Here is an 18,499-nt window from a genome sequence, read left to right on the forward strand (position 1 = left end):
ACTTTCTTTGTATAACAACAAGGCTATTTAATTAAGCCAAAACCTTCATTAAGCCATCCTTGCAATCCTGTATTCAACGAGCTTACATTCATGTATCCCATTTTTTGTAAGCTTTCGGCAACTAGAGCACAACGGTATCCGCCGCTGCAATACACAACAATAGCTGTATTAGGGTCAGTGATTACTTTTTCAATGTCTCTTTCAATAACTCCTTTGCTGATATGAATTGAATTTGCAATATGTCCAGTTTCCCATTCACTCTCTTCACGAACATCGATGACGACGACTGGTTCTTGCTGGTCGATCTGTGACTTCAATTCTTTAGGACTTATTTCTTTAATGTTTGCTTTGGCTTCGTTTACAATTGTTAAAAACCTTGATGAATGTTGTTTCATAGTTTAATCCCAAATTAAATAGTCCATTTACCCACTTTATCTTCATTTTGCAATGATTCATGCAAGCGATACAAAAAATCTCTTCGATCGATTATTTTAGCCCCCAGAGAAATTAAGTGTTTATTAGGGAGTTGGCAATCAATAAAATCAAACTTCCATTGTTCCATTACTCTACACAAATAATACAACGCTATTTTAGATGCATCGGTTTTTTTATGAAACATCGATTCACCAAAAAATGCTTTACCTAAACTAATTCCATATAATCCCCCAACTAATTCATTGTCATTCCATAGTTCAAAGGAATGTGCGTAACCCATCTCATGCAGTTGAGTGTAGTTATCTATCATTTCAGGTGTAATCCATGTTTTATGTGTCCGGTCGGAACACGTTGAGCAATTGGATATAACTTGTTCAAATGCAGTATCTATTGTGAAAACAAAAGGTTTTTTAAGAGTTTGTTTTAGGCTTCTTGATAATTTAAACTCGCTGGGTATTAATAGAAGCCTAGGGTTTGGAGACCACCAAAGAACCGGATTTCCAGGCTCATACCAAGGAAATATACCCTGTGAATAAGCCTGGAGAATACGTTTGGGAGTTAATTCACCTCCAAAACACAATAACCCCTGATGATCACTGGTTTCTGGATTGGGAAATGTATAAAACTCGTCGTACGACAATTTACAAAGAATCCAGATATTCTTCAGCGTCAAGCGCTGCCATACAACCAAACCCAGCTGAAGTAATTGCTTGACGGTATACGTGATCTGCAACATCCCCACAGGCAAAAACCCCTGGTATTGAGGTGCTTGTGGCCATGCCATCTAAACCAGATTTAATTTGAATGTATCCCTCACGCATAGCGAGCTGATCTTTAAAGATTCCAGTATTTGGGGTGTGGCCTATTGCAATAAACACACCGTCTATAGTTAACTCTTCTCTAATATTCGTTTTGAGATTACGTATAGCCACACCAGTTACTTTTCGGTCATCACCTAATACTTCATCTAGAGTTGAATCCCAAATAATCTTCACATTGCCTGTGCGAGCTCTTTCAAATAACTTGTCTTGGAGAATTTTTTCTGCTCTAAGGCTATCTCTTCGATGTATAAGGGTAACTGAGGCTGCTAGATTAGACAAATATAAGGCTTCTTCTACTGCAGTATTTCCTCCACCAATAACACATACTGTTTTATTGCGATAGAAAAAGCCATCACAGGTTGCACAAGCGGATACCCCTCGACCTTGGTACGCTGTTTCAGAGGGTAAGCCTAAATAGCGTGCGGACGCTCCTGTTGCAATAATTAAAGCATCACAAGTATAGGTTGTTTCATCTCCATACAAAGTAATTGGTTTACTGGATAAATCAGTTTTCACAATATGATCAAAAATTATTTTTGTATCAAATCGTTCTGCATGCTTTTGCATGCGTTCCATGAGTGCAGGGCCTTGCAAACCTTCCACATCTCCAGGCCAGTTATCCACGTCGGTCGTTGTTGTTAATTGACCACCAGGTTCCATTCCAGTGATAAGAACGGGGTTAAGATTCGCTCTTGCGGCATAGACAGCAGCAGTATAGCCTGCTGGTCCTGAACCTAGTATGATTAAGCGGTGATGATTGCTTATGCTCATTGTCTCTGCCTTCCTATTTTTTTATGGTATGATGGCAAATAGTAAGATAAAAACAACCACATTAAAATACCTATGGCCAAACAACGTGTAGGGAAACAGGCAAGTTCCCCCCAAAAACATTTGCCTAACTTTATTATTAAGCGTATCAGTGAAGGCTGGTTTATTCTAACTTTAACGGCTGCTCTTTTTATTCTTTTGTCGTTATTGACCTACTCAGTGAATGATCCGGGGTGGTCACATGGTTCCATAAATGGTTCTCCGATTTTGAACTCAGGGGGGCAGGTAGGAGCTTATTTAGCGGATGCTCTGTATTTTGTGTTTGGCTATGTTTCCTATTTGTTACCGTTGACTTTTGTTTATATCGCTTGGGTTATCACTCGTGATCTTCATTCAATACGTGAGTTAGATAAAACTATTCTATATCTTAGAGTGACAGGCTTTGTACTGATGATTTGTGGAGCTTGCGGATTACTAAGTCTTAACACACAGATTAAGCAATTAGATCCTATTCACCGAACTGGCGGCATTATCGGTCAAACGGTTGGGGGTGGTTGGTCCCATATGCTTAACTCAGAAGGTGCTACACTAGTTCTTTTCGCAATGCTGTTAGTGGGGATTACCTGGTTAACGGGCATTTCTTGGATCAAGTTTGTTGAATTAGTTGGGTATTATACTTTAAAAGGGTATTCATTCATTGATAACTTTATACGAGATAAAGTAAGTACCTCTGTTCCTTCAAAACCTGAAGTTAAAATCACACCTAATCTCACAGTAGCAGCTGAATTAGAAACTAAATTTGAACGGAATAAAGATCTTGCTGTACCTAAAACGTTAAAAACTAAACAAGAGCCTATAAAAGAAAAAGAACGTTCATCTCCTATACTTATTGCCTCTGAAGAAAAGATTGAAACCGTTAAGGTAAGCAAAGAGCCAACTGAAATTCGTGCCCCAAAAATATCTGGAGATGGCAGTTTGCCTAATTTAAGTTTGCTCGATAAGGGGCAGCCAGGAAAGCCAATGGGAGGTTATACTCATGAGGAGTTGGAAAACCTATCCCGAGATGTAGAACAACATCTGCTGGATTTTGGTATTCAAGCTGATGTAGTAGCAGTTCATCCAGGGCCTGTCGTAACCCGCTTTGAATTGCAATTGGCTGCTGGGGTCAAAGTCAGTAAATTGACCGCTTTAGCCAAAGATTTAGCGCGCTCATTATCAGTGGTATCCGTTCGTGTTGTTGAAGTGATACCTGGTAAAACTGTAGTAGGTCTTGAGTTACCAAACCATTCACGAGAAACGGTTCGTTTATCCGATGTATTGTCTGCCGATGTTTATCAACAAGCACATTCCCCTCTTACTCTAGCACTAGGGGTAGACATCAGTGGGCACCCAATGGTGGTGGATTTAGCAAAAATGCCTCACTTGTTAGTAGCAGGTACAACAGGCTCAGGAAAATCCGTTGGCATTAACGCGATGATTTTAAGTATGCTATTTAAAGCCAGTCCTGAGCAAGTTCGCTTAATCATGGTTGACCCCAAAATGTTGGAGTTGTCGGTTTACGATGGTATCCCGCATCTATTGACTCCCGTTGTTACAGACATGAAGGAAGCAGCCAGCGCTCTAAGATGGTGCGTTGAGGAAATGGAAAGACGTTATCGATTAATGGCCGCTTTAGGCGTTAGAAATTTAGCGGGGTATAACGCTAAAATTGCTGAGGGATGTGCCTCTGGTAATCCAATTGTGAATCCATTGTGGAAGCCAGTTGACTCTATGGATGAAGTTGCCCCGGAATTACAAGCATTGCCCTATGTCGTTGTCGTTATCGATGAACTGGCTGATATGATGATGGTTGTTGGTAAAAAAGTAGAGCAGTTAATTGCACGAATTGCCCAAAAAGCTAGAGCTGCAGGAATACATATGATATTGGCAACTCAAAGGCCTTCAGTGGATGTTCTAACAGGACTAATTAAATCCAATATTCCAACGCGCATATCGTTCCAGGTTTCTTCTAAAATTGATTCTCGCACTATTTTGGATCAGCAAGGTGCTGAGCAATTATTAGGCCATGGAGATATGCTATACTTGGCTCCAGGTAGTGGGGCGCCATTGAGGGTTCATGGTGCCTTTGTTGATGATAAAGAGGTTCATCGAATTGCTGATGATTGGCGCTCAAGAGGTGAACCTGATTACATTGACGAAATTCTTAGAATGAGCGGTGAACCTGGAGAAGGTGGTATTGATGATGAGGGCGGTCAATCAGTAGAAGACGACGATCCGCTATATGATCAGGCAGTAGAGTTTGTTATCCAAACACGCAAAGCGAGCATCTCTGCGGTACAACGTCGATTAAAAATAGGTTATAACCGAGCTGCTCGTATGGTTGAGGAAATGGAAAGGACGGGTATTGTTGGACCTCTTGATGGTGGTTATAGGGATGTGTTGGTTACTTCAGTGACTGAGGAATAAGCATGAAAAAAGTATTGTTATTAGGTTTCTTCTTAATGAGTTGTAGCTTGTTTGCTGAAACACCAGCAGATCTATTGCAAAAAAAACTCAATGCAATACGCACTATGACAGCGCAATTTAATCAAATTGTAAAAGCAAAAAAGAAGGAAGTGTCTCGTTCTACAGGGGATATGGCTCTACAGAGGCCGGGACGTTTTCGCTGGGAAACAAAAGAGCCTCTTGAGCAGTTGATTGTTGCCGATGGTAAAAAAATGTGGATTTATGATGTTGATCTCGAGCAAGTAACCGTCAAAAATCAGGACAAAGGATTGGGGGGTACAGCTGCTTTATTTTTGAGTGGTTATGATGAGAGTCTAACCCATGATTTTGATGTGAAACAACAAACTAAAGGTCAAACAACGGTGTTTGATTTGAAGTCCAAATTAGCGAAAGAGAACTTTCAGCGTATCCAACTCATATTTACTAAAGATCTATTAACTGGTTTGGAATTGTATGATCAACTAGGTCAGGTGACTTCCGTTAAATTAGTTAAAATTAAATCTAATCCAAATTTGGCAGGAAAACTGTTTGAATTTAAACCTCCTAAAGGAGTGGATGTAGTTAGGCAATGAGTTTATTTAATGATACTCCCGAGGCTCCATTAGCTGAATTACTGAGGCCTAATCATATTGATGAAGTGATTGGTCAAAGCCATCTTCTAGGAGACGGAAAACCTTTAAGAGTATGTTTTCAAAGTGCTAAGCCACACTCGATGATCCTTTGGGGGCCTCCTGGAGTAGGAAAAACAACCATTGCTCGATTAACTGCTAAAGCGTTCGATTGTGAATGGATTGCACTTTCAGCAGTCTTCTCTGGGGTGAAGGATATTCGCGCAGCGATGGATAAAGCCCAAGAGAATTTAATTCATCAACGCAAAACCATATTATTTATTGATGAGATCCATCGTTTTAATAAAGCTCAACAGGATGCGTTGTTGCCTTATACGGAATCGGGATTAATTACTTTTATTGGCGCTACCACAGAGAATCCATCTTTTGAAGTCAATTCAGCATTGCTTTCTCGTGCACAGGTGTATGTTTTAACCCCATTGTCTGAAAGGGAATTACAAGCATTATTTGATCGTGCACAGCGTTTAGTTTTGAGTGATATGCGGGTATCCCGAGATGCCATTGAATATCTTATTACATATGCGGATGGGGATGGTCGACGATTATTAAATTTATTGGAACAAATAAAAACAGCGTCTCAAACCTTAAAAAAAGCATCCATCGATAAAGAATTCATTCAATCCACTTTGGTTCAAAGTGGAAGACGTTTTGATAAGAGCGGTGAGCAATTTTATGATCAGATTTCTGCATTGCATAAATCAGTGAGAGGATCTAATCCTGATGCATCCTTGTATTGGTTTTGTCGTATGATAGATGGTGGTGCTGATCCGCGATATTTAGCAAGACGAATAGTGAGGATGGCCTGGGAGGATATTGGACTTGCTGATCCCAGAGGTATTCAAATCGCTAATGATGCAGCTGAAACTTATGAGCGTTTGGGATCACCCGAGGGGGAGTTGGCATTAGCAGAGGCAGTAATCTATTTATCTGTAGCTGCCAAAAGTAATGCCGCCTATCTAGCATACAATGAAGCCATGGCCTTTATTAAAAATGATCAAAGCAGGAGTGTCCCTTTACATTTGCGCAATGCACCAACTCGATTAATGAAAAACTTGGGTTATGGCAAAGAGTATCGATATGCTCATGATGAAGATTACGGTTATGCGGCTGGGGAGAGCTATTTTCCAGATGGAATGCCCCAGGTAAATTGGTATAAGCCAGTAAATCGAGGTTTAGAAATAAAAATTTCAGAAAAATTAGGGTTTCTTCATGAATTGGATAAAAAATCCAAGTGATCATGGGCAACGCCCCTAATGGTTAAAAAAGCAAAATGTCGTCAATATTCTGTCGTGAAGTCTTATGAATGTGACAAAAATCCATTTTAGAACACCTTTTTATTTTTTAATATATTGAATATATTGATGATTTTAAATATGGCCCAAACTTTGCTAGAGTCTAGATAAACCAATAAAAAAAATTGAATCATGCATTATTCAAATCATCAAACATGTGCAGTTAAACCAGAGATAGAACTCTCTGAGTGGGATATTTTATCCAGTCTGCCTAATGCGTTAGTTATTTTGAATGCACAAGGTAGAGTAGTTTGGCTAAATCCTTCTGCTGAGGCCATGCTTGGTTATGGTTTGAATGGGCGTTTATGGTTGGATGTCATTCAAAAAGCATTTGTACCCCGAGAAGACGATGGCCATGAGGTTTCATTGGCTGACGGTCGCAAGGTCCATGTAGCTATTTCATCCTTAGAAAGCCTGCCAGGTATACTGATTACCTTGTCCGATATTACAGCGAGCAGAGATTATGAAGAGGCAAAGGAAAATGAAAAACGTCTTGTCTCAATAGGAACAATGACAGCTCAACTTGCTCACCAAATCCGAACCCCTTTATCGTCCGCTATTTTATACACTGAACACCTTACAAACCTTACTGAGATTGATGAGAGAACTAAAAACTGGATACGTCGACTACAAGAATGTCATGCTAGTATTGAACAACAAATACAGGACTTGTTGCTCTTTGCAAGAGGGACTTCTATAGAGCCTAAATTCATAGACATGGAATTTTGGTGTTCTCAGTTAATTCAAAGGGCACAACCCTATATCGAATCTTATTCAGCTCAATTGAAAGTCAATAATCATTTGATTACTCAAGAAGCGTCAATTCACGGGGAATCCTTAATAGGTGCTGTGCTTAATCTAATGATTAATTCGTTGCAATCAGAATCCAAGGAAATACAATTCACCATAACCAACACTGATGATATTGGTATTTTACTTACCGTAGTGGATAATGGAAAGGGCATGTCAGAAGAGGTGAAGAATCAAGCTTTTTTACCCTTTTATACGACAAAAGCTCAGGGAACAGGCTTAGGTTTGGCAGTTGTTTTTGCTGTAGTTAAGGCCCATGGAGGCCGAGTTACACTCGATTCTACTGAAGGAATTGGAACAGAAGTAAGTATCTATTTACCTTGTTTGAATAGAAATGTAGGATAAAACTAAAGAGAAAGGAATTTCTATGAGTCACGTTCTAATTGTTGAAGATGATCCAGTATTAAGAGAAGCTCTCGCTGAGACCATGACTATTGCAGGCCATACCTACATTACCGCGAAGGATGGGAAGGAAGCGCTTGTTTTGCTGGATATTCATAATCCTGGAGTTGTTTTAACGGACATTAGAATGGATAGGTTAGATGGTAACCAATTACTCAATGAAATTCAAAAAAAACGACCTGGATTACCAGTCATATTAATGACGGCCTATGGTTCTGTCGAGGATGCAGTGATTGCCATTAGGCATGGAGCTGTAGATTACATTCAAAAACCTTTTAGTGCCCAGGCGTTAACGGATAAAATTAACCAATACATGCAAGCGAGTTTTGGTGAAGATGAAAACGATCCTATCGCTCAAGACCCCAAAAGCCAGGCTCTCATGTCAATGGCATTAAAAGTTGCTCAATCAGATGTTGGAGTAATGATCAGTGGTGAAAGCGGAACTGGAAAAGAAGTGTTGGCACATTTTATTCACGATCATTCATCCAGAAAAAATCAACCTTTCATAGCCATCAATTGTGCTGCTATCCCAGAGCAAATGCTTGAAGCCACACTATTTGGTTATGAAAAGGGAGCCTTTACCGGTGCGTATAAATCAACTCCCGGAAAATTTGAACAAGCACAAGGCGGTACTTTGCTACTGGATGAAGTGAGTGAAATGTCATTGATGCTCCAAGCAAAGTTATTAAGAGTATTGCAAGAAAAAGAAGTTGAACGCATTGGTTCAAATAAAATGATTGATCTCGATGTGCGAATTATGGCAACAACGAATAGACAACTGAAAGATGAAGTACAGGCTGGTCGATTTAGAGAGGATTTGTTCTATCGACTCAATGTATTTCCTCTGCAATGGCATCCTTTACGAGAAAGAAAAAATGACATTATTCCTTTAGCGAATTATTTGATTCGTAAGCATTGCCAAAACAAGCAGCCCATTATTCCTGTAATTAGCCCTGCAGCACAAAAGGAGATGTTATCCTATCAATGGCCGGGTAATGCTAGAGAATTAGACAATGTGATACAAAGAGCCTTGGTTTTACAAAACCAAGGGATTATTGAGTCAGAACATTTGCAGCTATCTAAAATAATAGAGACTTCAGAAGAAGACCTTTCTAAGATTGGTATTAAAAACTTGCAACTTCATGAATACGAGTTAATTGAAAAAACCTTAACAGAAAATAAAGGAAACAGACAAAAAGTGGCTTCATTATTAGGGGTAAGTGAAAGAACACTGCGCTATAAATTAGCAAAAATGCGTGAAGAGGGTTACACCGTTTAATCACTTATTTCGAGTAAATGTATAGTTGTTGTTTGTTTTAATGAATCTCTAGGATGGAGAGCGAATAAAATGACCGACATAAATACCGTCAATTTAATCAATCAGTTGAGAGCTATGGCCGCTCAAGCAGAGGGGCCTAAGGTAGACAGTAGCTCAAATCAAATGCAATTTAGCATGGTTTTTCAACAAGCTTTAGATCAAGTCAATAATCTATCTCAAAATGCGGATAATTTAAAATCCAAGTTTGAAATGGGAGATCCCAATGTGAGTCTTGCAGAGGTTATGGTAGCGAGTCAAAAATCAAATTTAGGCTTTGAAGCAGCGGTTAGAGTAAGAAATAAGTTTGTACAAGCGTATCAAGAAATCATGAACATGCCCGTTTAGTCATGTTGGTAATACAGTCGTCTGCTTTAGTATTAATTGATTGAATGTAATGGATAAATTTAATTTAGTTTAATGACAGAGTAACTAAGAACAACTACAGGAGTCTATCATGGCACTGGCTGATAATGCTTCAACCGTTGCAGCAAAATTTGCAAGCTTATCGATCCCACGCCAAATTGGATTGCTTTTTGGATTAGCTGCGAGTGTTGCGGTTGGTATTGCTGTCGTAATGTGGTCTCGTGAACCCAGTTACGTTCCAATCTATGGGCAGCTCAATCCAAGAGATACCAATGAGATTTTAACTGTTTTAGAGCGTAATGGAGTTGATTTTGTAATCGACAAAACAAACGGCACCATTTTGGTTCCTGCGGATAATGTACAAAGCGCTAGGCTAAAACTAGCTGCTCAAGGTTTGCCTCGTGATTCAGACGTAAACTCCGAATTACTAGGCGGTACCGGAACTTTTAATACAAGCCAATTTATGGAGAACGCGCGATACAAGCAGGCCCTTGAGTCTGAATTAGCACGTACAATCAGTAAATTTAATGACATTAAATCAGCGCGAGTTCATTTAGCTATCCCTAGAGAGTCTGCTTTTGTTCGAGATACTCAAGAGCCAAGCGCTTCGGTATTTATAGATGTTTATTCTGGATATGAGCTTAAAAAACACACGATAGGTGCGATAGTTAATTTGGTTGCGTCAAGCATTCCAAATTTGAGTGCTAGTCGAGTTACTGTTGTTGATCAAGATGGTCAACTACTGAGCGAAGGAAGTGGACAAACTTTATTCTCAGAAACAGACCGCTTTATGGATTATCGCCAAAATTTAGAGCAGCAGTATGCACAGAAAATTCAAGACATTTTGACACCAATTTTAGGATTAGGTCGAGTAAGAGCTAAAGTATCCGCAGACATCGATTTTACCAGTTACGAACAAACTCAAGAAATGTTTAATCCCGAGTTACCAGCACTGCGAAGTGAGCATACCATTGAGGAAAAGAAAAGTGCTTCGAATGAAGCCAGTGGAGTACCTGGTACTGTATCAAATGTTCCTCAGGCAAATCCACAAGTACAACAAGGTGGTGGTGCTCAAGCATCCGCTAAACCAGGTGCTACTGGCCAGCAAACCACAAACGATCAATCTCAAGCAAAAGACATTCGAACTCAAAGTACTAAGAATTTTGAATTGGATAAAACGATCAGTCATACCAAAAAGCAACCGGGGACGATTAAACGACTTAGTGTTGCTGTATTAGTTGATAATAGGGCGGTTATGAATGAAAAAACTAAAAAACTAGATAAGAAACCTCTGTCTAAAAAGGAAATTGAGCAAATTAAATTACTGGTTTCTGATGCGATTGGATTGAACACCAAGAGAGGTGATAGTTTAAATGTGATCAACAGCAGTTTTGTCAAACCTGAACCAATTGAAGCCTTGCCAGAAGACCCATTTTGGAAAAAGGACAGCTTCTGGTCAATAATAAAACAGGTTGGCGGTGGATTATTTGTCCTTTTGATGATTTTGGGCGTGCTAAGACCCATGCTGAAAACTCTTGCGAGCAATAAAGACATGGAGCCTCTGAGCAAACCCACATCCGCTGGAGATGGGTCCTATGAGGGAAGCATATCCATAAAGGATGCAACAGATTATGACACACAAATTTCATTATTAAGGCAGGTTGTGGATAGAGAGCCTAAAAGGGTGGCACAAGTAGTCAAATCATGGGTTGACCGAGGATAATTATGGACGGGATAGAAAGAGCTGCTATCTTACTATTAAGTATGGGAGAGAAAAATGCTTCCGAGGTTTTAAAGCACTTGGAGCCTAGACAAGTACAAAAAGTCGGTATGGCTATGTCAAAGATGAACTCGGTAAGTAAGGCAAAAATGGAGTCAGTCCTCATTGATTTTATAAGTGCTATCGAAGATCAAACTAGTTTAACGGTGGACACTGAACATTATTTAAGAACGGTACTTATTGAGGCGCTTGGCGAAGAAAAGGCGAATCCCTTTATCGATAGAATATTAGTTTCAAACAAAGACAGTGGTTTGAATAAATTGAAGTGGTTGGATGGACGTCTTATTGCTGAGGTAATCCGAAATGAGCATCCACAGATTATTGCAACAATCCTTATTCATCTTGATAGTGAACAATCAGCAGAGGTAGTGAGTTATTTCAGTGCTGAAAAAAGAGCGGAGGTTCTGTTGCGCATGTGCAATATTGATACTGTAAAACCTGAGGCTATTTCAGAGCTTGGGCATGTTATTGAAAAGCAGTTGAGTGGTCAAACTACAGGTAAAACGTCATCTGTAGGAGGAATTAAAACAGTAGCTGATGTTATTAACTTCCTTGATGGTGCTATGGAGGAAGAAGTTCTTGATAAAATAAAGGATTGGGATGAAGAATTAAGTGAAAAAATCCGTGACAAAATGTTTGTGTTTGAAAACATTAAAGACATGGATGATAGGAGCGTACAAACTCTATTACGTGAAGTCACTTCAGATCAGTTAAAACTTGCTTTAAAGGGAACTACAGAAACAACGAGAGAAAAAATATTTTCAAACATGTCTAAACGTGCAGCGGATCTATTAAGGGATGATATTGAAGTACAAGGTCCAGTCAAAGTCAGTGATGTAGAGAGGTCACAAAGAGATATTTTAGCGGTAGCAAGAAATCTTGCGGAAGACGGTAAAATTAGCTTGGGCTCTAAAGGTGGAGATGAATTAATTTAACCTATTGATTCAACTCTTGAATTGAGCATGACTTAGGAAATATCAAACGGTTGAGAACATTGTTTTAATTTGGAATGGATAATAAACTAATTGATCGTATTATTTTATCTCTTAATGAAGAGAACGGGAGTATTTGTAAGTTCTGTGGATTTGATATGACTCAGGGGTGGCTATGGCTAACGAGTTTGAACCATTTGATAAGCAACTGAAAGTGAGTGAGTTTAGCGCATGGGAATACAAAGCCAATAATGAGAGTGCACCTGCAGAGGAAGAGCATGCAGAACTGATCACTGAATTAGAAGCCTTGAAGCAAAATGCCTATCAAGAAGGATATACCAATGGGATGCAACAAGCACAGAAAGAGATAGATGACATGAAGTCAGAGTTAGTTAAATGGTTGGATCTATTGCAAAAACCCGTCCATATCATTGACGAGCAATTGACACAGGAGATAATCACAACAGTGATATGGCTTTGCCAAAAATCGATTGCTGTAGAACTGTCCATCAGTCCAGATAAACTGCACTCCCTCTTTGAGAAAATCAAAAAAGAATTACCTTCTTTGCATGGAAAAAGAATTCTAAAAATGCATCCTGAGGATGTTGACTGGATTAAGGCAAATTTTTCTCACAATGAAATTGAAGGGTTGCTAGAGATCTTAGACGGTGATCCCTTGTTAAGCCGAGGGGATTTTTACCTACAAGGTGATCATAGCGAATTAGATGGACGGATTGAGACTAGACTTAGCATGTTATTTGATCAGTTTATCACTACAGAACATTTGCAAGTGCAACCTAATTCAGGAAAAGAGAATAATGAATGAATTCAAATCGCATTTGCGCACAATTTTACCTGAGGTAAGAGACAACCAACACTCAGGACTATTACATTGCGGAAGAATAAGTCGAGCAGTTGGTTTAACTCTTGAAGCGAAAGGGTTTAACCAACCGATTGGAGCACGTTGCTATGTGAACATTAACGAGCAGAATAAAGTTGAAGCTGAGGTGGTAGGTTTTAGTAATGACAGTGCCTATTTAATGTCTATAGGAAATATTCAAGGTATAGCTCCTGGAATGAGGATTATTCCTACAGGACGAGTAGCACAAGTAGCAGTTGGACCACAATTACTGGGTAGAATATTAAACGGCTCTGGTAACTTAATTGATGATGGACCTGTTATTGATACAGTGGATACATATCCATTAATGGGTGGTGTAATTAATCCTTTGAAACGAGCAGCAATTGATACTGCCCTTGACGTTGGAGTACGAGGAATAAATGGCTTGCTTACGGTTGGTCGTGGTCAGCGTATAGGTTTATTTGCAGGGAGTGGAGTAGGGAAGTCGGTTTTGCTAGGCATGATGACGCGCTTCACAGAAGCTGATGTAGTAGTCGTTGGTTTAATTGGAGAAAGAGGGCGTGAAGTTAAGGAGTTTATTGAGCATAATCTCGGAGTAGAGGGGCTTAAACGTGCTGTGGTTGTTGCTGCACCAGCTGATGAAAGTCCATTAATGCGCCTACATGGTGCAAAAGTAGCAACAAGCATCGCCGAATATTTTCGTGATCAGGGTAAGCATGTTTTACTCCTAATGGACTCCCTAACCCGATTTGCTCAAGCGCAGCGAGAAATCGGACTCTCGATTGGAGAAGCTCCAGCAACTAAGGGATATCCTCCCTCGGTATTTGCAAAACTGCCTAAACTGGTTGAACGGGCAGGGAATGGTAAGCCTGGCACAGGTTCAATTACTGCCTTTTATACGGTATTAACCGAAGGCGATGACATGCAAGATCCTATTGCTGATTCGGCACGTGCTATCCTAGATGGACATATTGTTTTGAGTAGATCTCTTGCAGAAGAGGGGCAGTATCCAGCGATAGACTTGGAAGCGTCCATCAGTCGTGTTATGCAGTCCATTGTTTCCGAACAACACATGAAGGATATGCTACAGTTCAAGAAATATTTATCGATATATCAAAAAAATAAAGATTTGGTTTTGCTGGGTGCATATACCAAGGGAAGCGACCCAGAATTAGACATGGCCTTATCAGCGATTAACAGGCTTAGAGATTATCTTATTCAAAACATGAATGAACAGGTGAATTATAATCATAGCATTGAACTTTTGGAGGAATTAGTTGCAACATGCTTAACTAGGACTAAACCATGAGTGAGCGATTGGGACGTTTAACATTGCTTTTACAAATTAAACAGGAACATACTCATACAGCTTATTTGGAGTTGTTAAAGGCCAAGGATTTATTCAATCAAAATAAGGCCAGGCATGAGCAACTCGTTGGATATAGGCAAGAATACATGAAGCAATTAGAAACTATGGGTCAGCAAGGTACTACGTTAGGCCCTCTTCGGAATCGTCTCAATTTCATTAATCACTTGGATACAGCTTTAATTCAGCTTAATACCCATTTAGCTCAATTAGCAAAAGCAAGAACTAAAGCTGATTTGAGTTACAAGCAAGCTAAAACGGCAGAAGAAGGAATTAAAAAGCTCATTGAGCGCGTAAAAAAAGCAGAAGAATACATCCTTCAGCGCCAAGAACAAAAAGAAATGGATGAGTATGCACGGAAGCAATGGTATAATAAGTTAAACAAGGATCATGAAAAACCTTTGGGTGAATAGATTATTTAAACAAGCTTGGCTAGCATTAGCCATACTCATTATCTTAGCGGCTGTGATTTCTAGCATATTCCGTTCTCTTACCCCATGGGCGAAACAATACAAAGGTGAAGTTGAACAAAGGCTCACAAGTATAATAGGGCAACCAGTCACTATCGACAGCATGGAAACTGGATGGTATTGGTTCGAACCAGTAGTCAAATTAAAGCATGTATCTATAAAAAGTAATGATCAGCGTCCAATCGAAATTGGACAATTATTCGTGGGAATTAATTTATTGAAGTCACTTTGGCATTGGCGCATCCAGCCAGGTGTCCTTTATATTGATTCTCTTGATTTAAGTATAAGAAAATCAGGAAATCAATGGAAGATTGATGGTTTATCGTCTAATGAAATTGATGCTACTGAAATCAATGAGAGTAAAACTCAGCAGCTATTGCTTTGGTTGTCTCAGCAAGAAAGCTTAATTTTAAAACATGTTTCTGCGCATACCCATCTTCAAGATGGTGCTTTAATACCTATTAACAATTTAAATTTATCCATAGTGAATAAAGGTGGATATTATAAAATTAAGGGAGAAGCTAGTCTTTTACAGACCAACGCAACGAAATTTGAAATTCTTGGTCATATCGATTTCGATCCAACTGAACTTGATCAAACGAAGGGGCAATTGTACTTTTCCGTAAAAAAATTCCTTCCGGCCCAATGGCAAAGTATTCTGCCTAATTCACTTGTACAGATTGAAGGGGGCAAAGGAGATATTGAGCTATGGGCGGATCTTAATAAGGGTACCTTAACTAATGTTCAAGCACATGTTAAATTCAAGCGTTTAGCATGGAAATTAATCAATCAAACTAAAAGTGAGTTGATCCAATCGTTTTATGCTAATTTGGGCTGGCAGCCTGAAAAAATGGGGTGGAAATTTCAGGCTGACCATGTCAAATTTAGAGCGGCAGGGGTAAAATGGCCGGAAAATCAATACTTGGTTCGTTTTAATAAAGAGCAAAATACCTATCAAGTATTTGTTAAATCACTTTTAGTAGAATCATTAGTAAACCAAGCGATTGAGTGGCCTGATTCTTTTTATCAGATTTTACAATTAAAGCCTCATGGTGTCCTCACCGACACACAATTATTATTCAAGCAAAATCAAGTACTCTATTTCTTAACTCGTTTTAGCAATCTCGGATGGAGTGGAAATCCCACTATCCCTGCAGTAGAGAATATTTCTGGCGTGTTGAATTGGCAACCGGACGAGGGTCGTTTAGAGTTGGATTCTGAGAATAGTCAAATTGAGGTCAATGGATACCCAGCTCAATCAGTAGATATCCTAAATGGTGCGCTTGATTGGAAGCGAATAAGTAATGGTTTACGAGTTAGTATTGATCGTTTTGTACTTAGCCAGCCAGATCTAACACTGAGTGCCAATGGAAGTATTGATGAGGTAACACGCGATTCATTGGGCCATATACGGTTTGAAATGGATTTCACGGGAAAAAATTTACAAAAATGGATAGCCTTTTTGCCTAAACATCGTATGAAGCCTAAATTATTTATGTGGTTGAACAATGATGTCAAACGTCTTGGACAGGCTACTGGCAGAGTCTTGGTAAATGGTATGGCTAAGGATTTTCCCTTTGACAACAATCAGGGTGAGTTTTCAATTCAGAGTCACGTTCTTGGCGGAGACCTATTAATCACCCCAAAATGGCAATTATTAAAGAATTTAGGTGGCTACATTAGGCTACATAACAGGAATTTAGAAATAGATGTTTTGGAAGGGTATGTAAAAGATGTACCTATAAATCAATTAAATCTGAGAATTGATGACATTGGAAAAGATAGAGAGACTTTATTGTTGCATACCATCGTGCAAGGAAGTGCTCAACAGATGCTCAATTTTATTCTCAACTCACCTTTGAGAGATAAACTTAATGCCTTAAAAATGTTAACGATAAAAGGGATATTATCAATCAATCTACGCCTTGAAATTCCTCTTTATCCCGAAAATGATGATAATTTAGCGAGAGGAGAAATACTGTTTAAAAATAATACAGTTCAAATTCATCATCAACTAGGTAATCTAAGTTTAGATCACTTAAAGGGTAATCTGTCATTCAATGAAAGTGAAATAGTGGATAGCACTCTCTTAGCTAGAGCATTTGGATATCCTTTAAACATAAGAGTTAAGTCAGAAATACTGCCTCAACCATTGACCAAAATCTCCATTGAAGGGGAAACATCCATTGAATCCTTAAAAAGAAAGGTTGATATGCCTATATTTTCAATACTTCAGGGAAGGATAGCTGCTAAGGCATTGATTAAAATAACGGATAATCCCAATGATTTGGATAACGTTGTATTTCATTCTGATTTACGTGGTCTAGCTGTTAATCTTCCTCAACCTTTAGGTAAAAATTATAAAGACAAAGTTCCTTTATTGGTGAATTTAGATTTCAATCCGAAAAAAGCATTTCGCTTGAGAACAAAATTAGCTAACCGGCTTAGTGCAGATATCATGTTCCAGCAAAAAAATGGTGTATTTTCATTGGACTCGGGTCAGATTCAATTAGGAGACTCACTAGCAGTCGTCCAAAAAAGACCAGGGCTTGGACTAGTAGGTAAACTGAAAGGATTAGATATAGAGGCGTGGAGAAAAGTGGTCAAGCAATTCGCAACAGTGAATAGCCAATACTCCATACTCCATAAACTCAGCTATATCGATCTCAAATTGGTTCATTTTGATTGGATGCATCAAAAACTGGATAATCTGTCCATTTTCGCTAAAAAAATGCCAGACAATGATTGGTCCATTTTACTTAAACAGCTAAATATAAATGCTGATCTTTTGTATCATGCTTCAACAAATACCCTAACTGGGTTTGTAAAACGTTTGCACATGGAAAAAATAACTGGTTCACCTGTTGGAGCATCGAGTGCTGCAAATTCAAATCCCGACGAAATTCCCAATTTAAATTTGCGAATTGATAATTTATCCATCGGTCAATTAATGATTGGTAATGTGACACTTAAAAGTCATTCTACTCCAGAACAATGGAAAATTGATTATTGTCGAGTAGACTCCCCTTACTATCAGATTAATATTGAGGGTGATTGGAACAAAAAGAACAATAAACACCAAACCACTCTTCAAAGCAGAATGAATCTAAAAGATCTCGCTAAAAGCTTAAAATATTGGTCTATTTCGCCAGCAGTGGATGCTAAAAAGGGATATATGGAGTTCCGTGGAGGATGGAATGGAAGACTATATGACTTTTCTCTTTCCAATCTTAATGGCACGATGTATATGCAATTAAAAAATGGTAGAATCACCCATTTAAGCCCCGAAACTGAGGAAAAACTAGGACTAGGTAAGCTTTTGAGTATTCTGAGTTTGCAAACCATCCCTAGACGATTAAAACTTGATTTTAGTGATCTTTCAAACGAAGGCTATAGCTTCGACGTCTATAAAGGTAATTTTAATATCAAAAGAGGGATAATGACTACGTCGAAGAGTTATATCGATGGTCCCGTCGCTTATGCCGACATGAAAGGGGACTTGGATTTAGTTCACAATCTGTATGATTTAAATTTGAGGATTTCACCACATATAACAGCCAGTCTTCCTGTTGTTGCAACGATTGCTGGAGGACCAATTGCAGGCTTAGCAGCATGGGTGGCGAATAAAATCATCAATCAAAGCATGCAAAAGATTACTGGTTACACCTATAAAGTATCTGGACCATGGGATAACCCTATCGTACAGCAATTAACCATAGAAAAACAAACTAACGATACGTAACAAT

Annotated in this window: 15 protein-coding genes; 12 read left to right on the forward strand and 3 right to left on the reverse strand. The window is 39.0% G+C overall.

Going from position 1 to position 18,499, the window contains the following annotated elements; all coding sequences use genetic code 11:
* Nucleotides 1-23 precede the first annotated feature (23 nt).
* The 3 genes from Lwal_RS09130 to trxB are packed head-to-tail and all read right to left on the reverse strand — an operon-like array spanning nucleotide 24 to nucleotide 2,027.
* Nucleotides 24-395, reverse strand: a complete 372-nt coding sequence (locus Lwal_RS09130; RefSeq protein ID WP_058480494.1) for a rhodanese-like domain-containing protein — start codon at nucleotides 393-395, stop codon at nucleotides 24-26.
* A gap of 14 nt (nucleotides 396-409) precedes the next feature.
* On the reverse strand, nucleotides 410-1,075 hold the full coding sequence (aat, locus tag Lwal_RS09135; RefSeq protein ID WP_058480495.1) for a leucyl/phenylalanyl-tRNA--protein transferase: 666 nt from the start codon (nucleotides 1,073-1,075) through the stop codon (nucleotides 410-412).
* Nucleotide 1,076: 1 nt separating this feature from the next.
* Complete coding sequence (gene trxB / locus Lwal_RS09140) at nucleotides 1,077-2,027, reverse strand: thioredoxin-disulfide reductase (protein ID WP_058480496.1); 951 nt, start codon at nucleotides 2,025-2,027, stop codon at nucleotides 1,077-1,079.
* Between the two features lie 72 nt (nucleotides 2,028-2,099).
* On the opposite strand from trxB, the gene Lwal_RS09145 reads away from it, so the two are divergent.
* The 12 genes from Lwal_RS09145 (at nucleotide 2,100) to Lwal_RS09200 (ending at nucleotide 18,495) form a co-directional block, all read left to right on the forward strand.
* Complete coding sequence (locus Lwal_RS09145; protein ID WP_058480497.1) at nucleotides 2,100-4,490, forward strand: DNA translocase FtsK; 2,391 nt, start codon at nucleotides 2,100-2,102, stop codon at nucleotides 4,488-4,490.
* A gap of 35 nt (nucleotides 4,491-4,525) precedes the next feature.
* Nucleotides 4,526-5,101 carry an outer membrane lipoprotein periplasmic chaperone LolA gene (gene lolA / locus Lwal_RS09150; RefSeq protein ID WP_408607319.1) on the forward strand — a complete coding sequence of 192 codons (576 nt, stop codon included), beginning with the start codon at nucleotides 4,526-4,528 and terminating at the stop codon, nucleotides 5,099-5,101.
* Nucleotides 5,098-6,393, forward strand: coding sequence for a replication-associated recombination protein A (locus Lwal_RS09155; protein ID WP_058480499.1), 1,296 nt, complete (start codon nucleotides 5,098-5,100; stop codon nucleotides 6,391-6,393). Before lolA ends, Lwal_RS09155 begins: the two co-directional genes overlap by 4 nt.
* A gap of 189 nt (nucleotides 6,394-6,582) precedes the next feature.
* A complete protein-coding gene (locus Lwal_RS09160; protein ID WP_058480500.1) occupies nucleotides 6,583-7,605 on the forward strand; it encodes a sensor histidine kinase in 1,023 nt (340 codons plus the stop codon).
* Nucleotides 7,606-7,627: 22 nt separating this feature from the next.
* Nucleotides 7,628-8,941 carry a sigma-54-dependent transcriptional regulator gene (locus Lwal_RS09165; protein ID WP_058480501.1) on the forward strand — a complete coding sequence of 438 codons (1,314 nt, stop codon included), beginning with the start codon at nucleotides 7,628-7,630 and terminating at the stop codon, nucleotides 8,939-8,941.
* A 69-nt stretch (nucleotides 8,942-9,010) separates the two neighbouring features.
* Nucleotides 9,011-9,325: a flagellar hook-basal body complex protein FliE gene (gene fliE, locus Lwal_RS09170; protein WP_058480502.1), complete on the forward strand. Its 315-nt coding sequence runs from the start codon at nucleotides 9,011-9,013 to the stop codon at nucleotides 9,323-9,325.
* A gap of 109 nt (nucleotides 9,326-9,434) precedes the next feature.
* Nucleotides 9,435-11,066 (forward strand): flagellar basal-body MS-ring/collar protein FliF, encoded by a 1,632-nt coding sequence (gene fliF / locus Lwal_RS09175; RefSeq protein ID WP_058480503.1) that lies wholly within the window; start codon nucleotides 9,435-9,437, stop codon nucleotides 11,064-11,066.
* 2 nt (nucleotides 11,067-11,068) lie between these two features.
* Complete coding sequence (gene fliG / locus Lwal_RS09180) at nucleotides 11,069-12,058, forward strand: flagellar motor switch protein FliG (RefSeq protein ID WP_058480504.1); 990 nt, start codon at nucleotides 11,069-11,071, stop codon at nucleotides 12,056-12,058.
* Between the two features lie 172 nt (nucleotides 12,059-12,230).
* Nucleotides 12,231-12,881: a FliH/SctL family protein gene (locus Lwal_RS09185; protein ID WP_058480505.1), complete on the forward strand. Its 651-nt coding sequence runs from the start codon at nucleotides 12,231-12,233 to the stop codon at nucleotides 12,879-12,881.
* On the forward strand, nucleotides 12,874-14,226 hold the full coding sequence (fliI, locus tag Lwal_RS09190; RefSeq protein ID WP_058480506.1) for a flagellar protein export ATPase FliI: 1,353 nt from the start codon (nucleotides 12,874-12,876) through the stop codon (nucleotides 14,224-14,226). Before Lwal_RS09185 ends, fliI begins: the two co-directional genes overlap by 8 nt.
* Nucleotides 14,223-14,696 carry a flagellar export protein FliJ gene (fliJ, locus tag Lwal_RS09195; RefSeq protein ID WP_058480507.1) on the forward strand — a complete coding sequence of 158 codons (474 nt, stop codon included), beginning with the start codon at nucleotides 14,223-14,225 and terminating at the stop codon, nucleotides 14,694-14,696. Before fliI ends, fliJ begins: the two co-directional genes overlap by 4 nt.
* Nucleotides 14,674-18,495, forward strand: coding sequence for a YhdP family protein (locus tag Lwal_RS09200; RefSeq protein ID WP_058480508.1), 3,822 nt, complete (start codon nucleotides 14,674-14,676; stop codon nucleotides 18,493-18,495). Before fliJ ends, Lwal_RS09200 begins: the two co-directional genes overlap by 23 nt.
* Nucleotides 18,496-18,499: the final 4 nt, after the last annotated feature.

Source organism: Legionella waltersii (assembly GCF_001468085.1).
Taxonomy (GTDB): Bacteria; Pseudomonadota; Gammaproteobacteria; order Legionellales; family Legionellaceae; genus Legionella; species Legionella waltersii.

Bases quoted from the DNA above. Each gene is read 5' to 3' on its own strand.
- Lwal_RS09130 (WP_058480494.1), bottom strand. From the start codon at position 395: ATGAAACAACATTCATCAAGGTTTTTAACAATTGTAAACGAAGCCAAA.
- trxB (WP_058480496.1), bottom strand. From the start codon at position 2,027: ATGAGCATAAGCAATCATCACCGCTTAATCATACTAGGTTCAGGACCA.
- Lwal_RS09145 (WP_058480497.1), top strand. From the start codon at position 2,100: ATGGCCAAACAACGTGTAGGGAAACAGGCAAGTTCCCCCCAAAAACAT.
- lolA (WP_408607319.1), top strand. From the start codon at position 4,526: ATGAGTTGTAGCTTGTTTGCTGAAACACCAGCAGATCTATTGCAAAAA.
- Lwal_RS09155 (WP_058480499.1), top strand. From the start codon at position 5,098: ATGAGTTTATTTAATGATACTCCCGAGGCTCCATTAGCTGAATTACTG.
- Lwal_RS09160 (WP_058480500.1), top strand. From the start codon at position 6,583: ATGCATTATTCAAATCATCAAACATGTGCAGTTAAACCAGAGATAGAA.
- Lwal_RS09165 (WP_058480501.1), top strand. From the start codon at position 7,628: ATGAGTCACGTTCTAATTGTTGAAGATGATCCAGTATTAAGAGAAGCT.
- fliE (WP_058480502.1), top strand. From the start codon at position 9,011: ATGACCGACATAAATACCGTCAATTTAATCAATCAGTTGAGAGCTATG.
- fliF (WP_058480503.1), top strand. From the start codon at position 9,435: ATGGCACTGGCTGATAATGCTTCAACCGTTGCAGCAAAATTTGCAAGC.
- fliG (WP_058480504.1), top strand. From the start codon at position 11,069: ATGGACGGGATAGAAAGAGCTGCTATCTTACTATTAAGTATGGGAGAG.
- Lwal_RS09185 (WP_058480505.1), top strand. From the start codon at position 12,231: ATGGCTAACGAGTTTGAACCATTTGATAAGCAACTGAAAGTGAGTGAG.
- fliI (WP_058480506.1), top strand. From the start codon at position 12,874: ATGAATGAATTCAAATCGCATTTGCGCACAATTTTACCTGAGGTAAGA.
- fliJ (WP_058480507.1), top strand. From the start codon at position 14,223: ATGAGTGAGCGATTGGGACGTTTAACATTGCTTTTACAAATTAAACAG.
- Lwal_RS09200 (WP_058480508.1), top strand. From the start codon at position 14,674: ATGAAAAACCTTTGGGTGAATAGATTATTTAAACAAGCTTGGCTAGCA.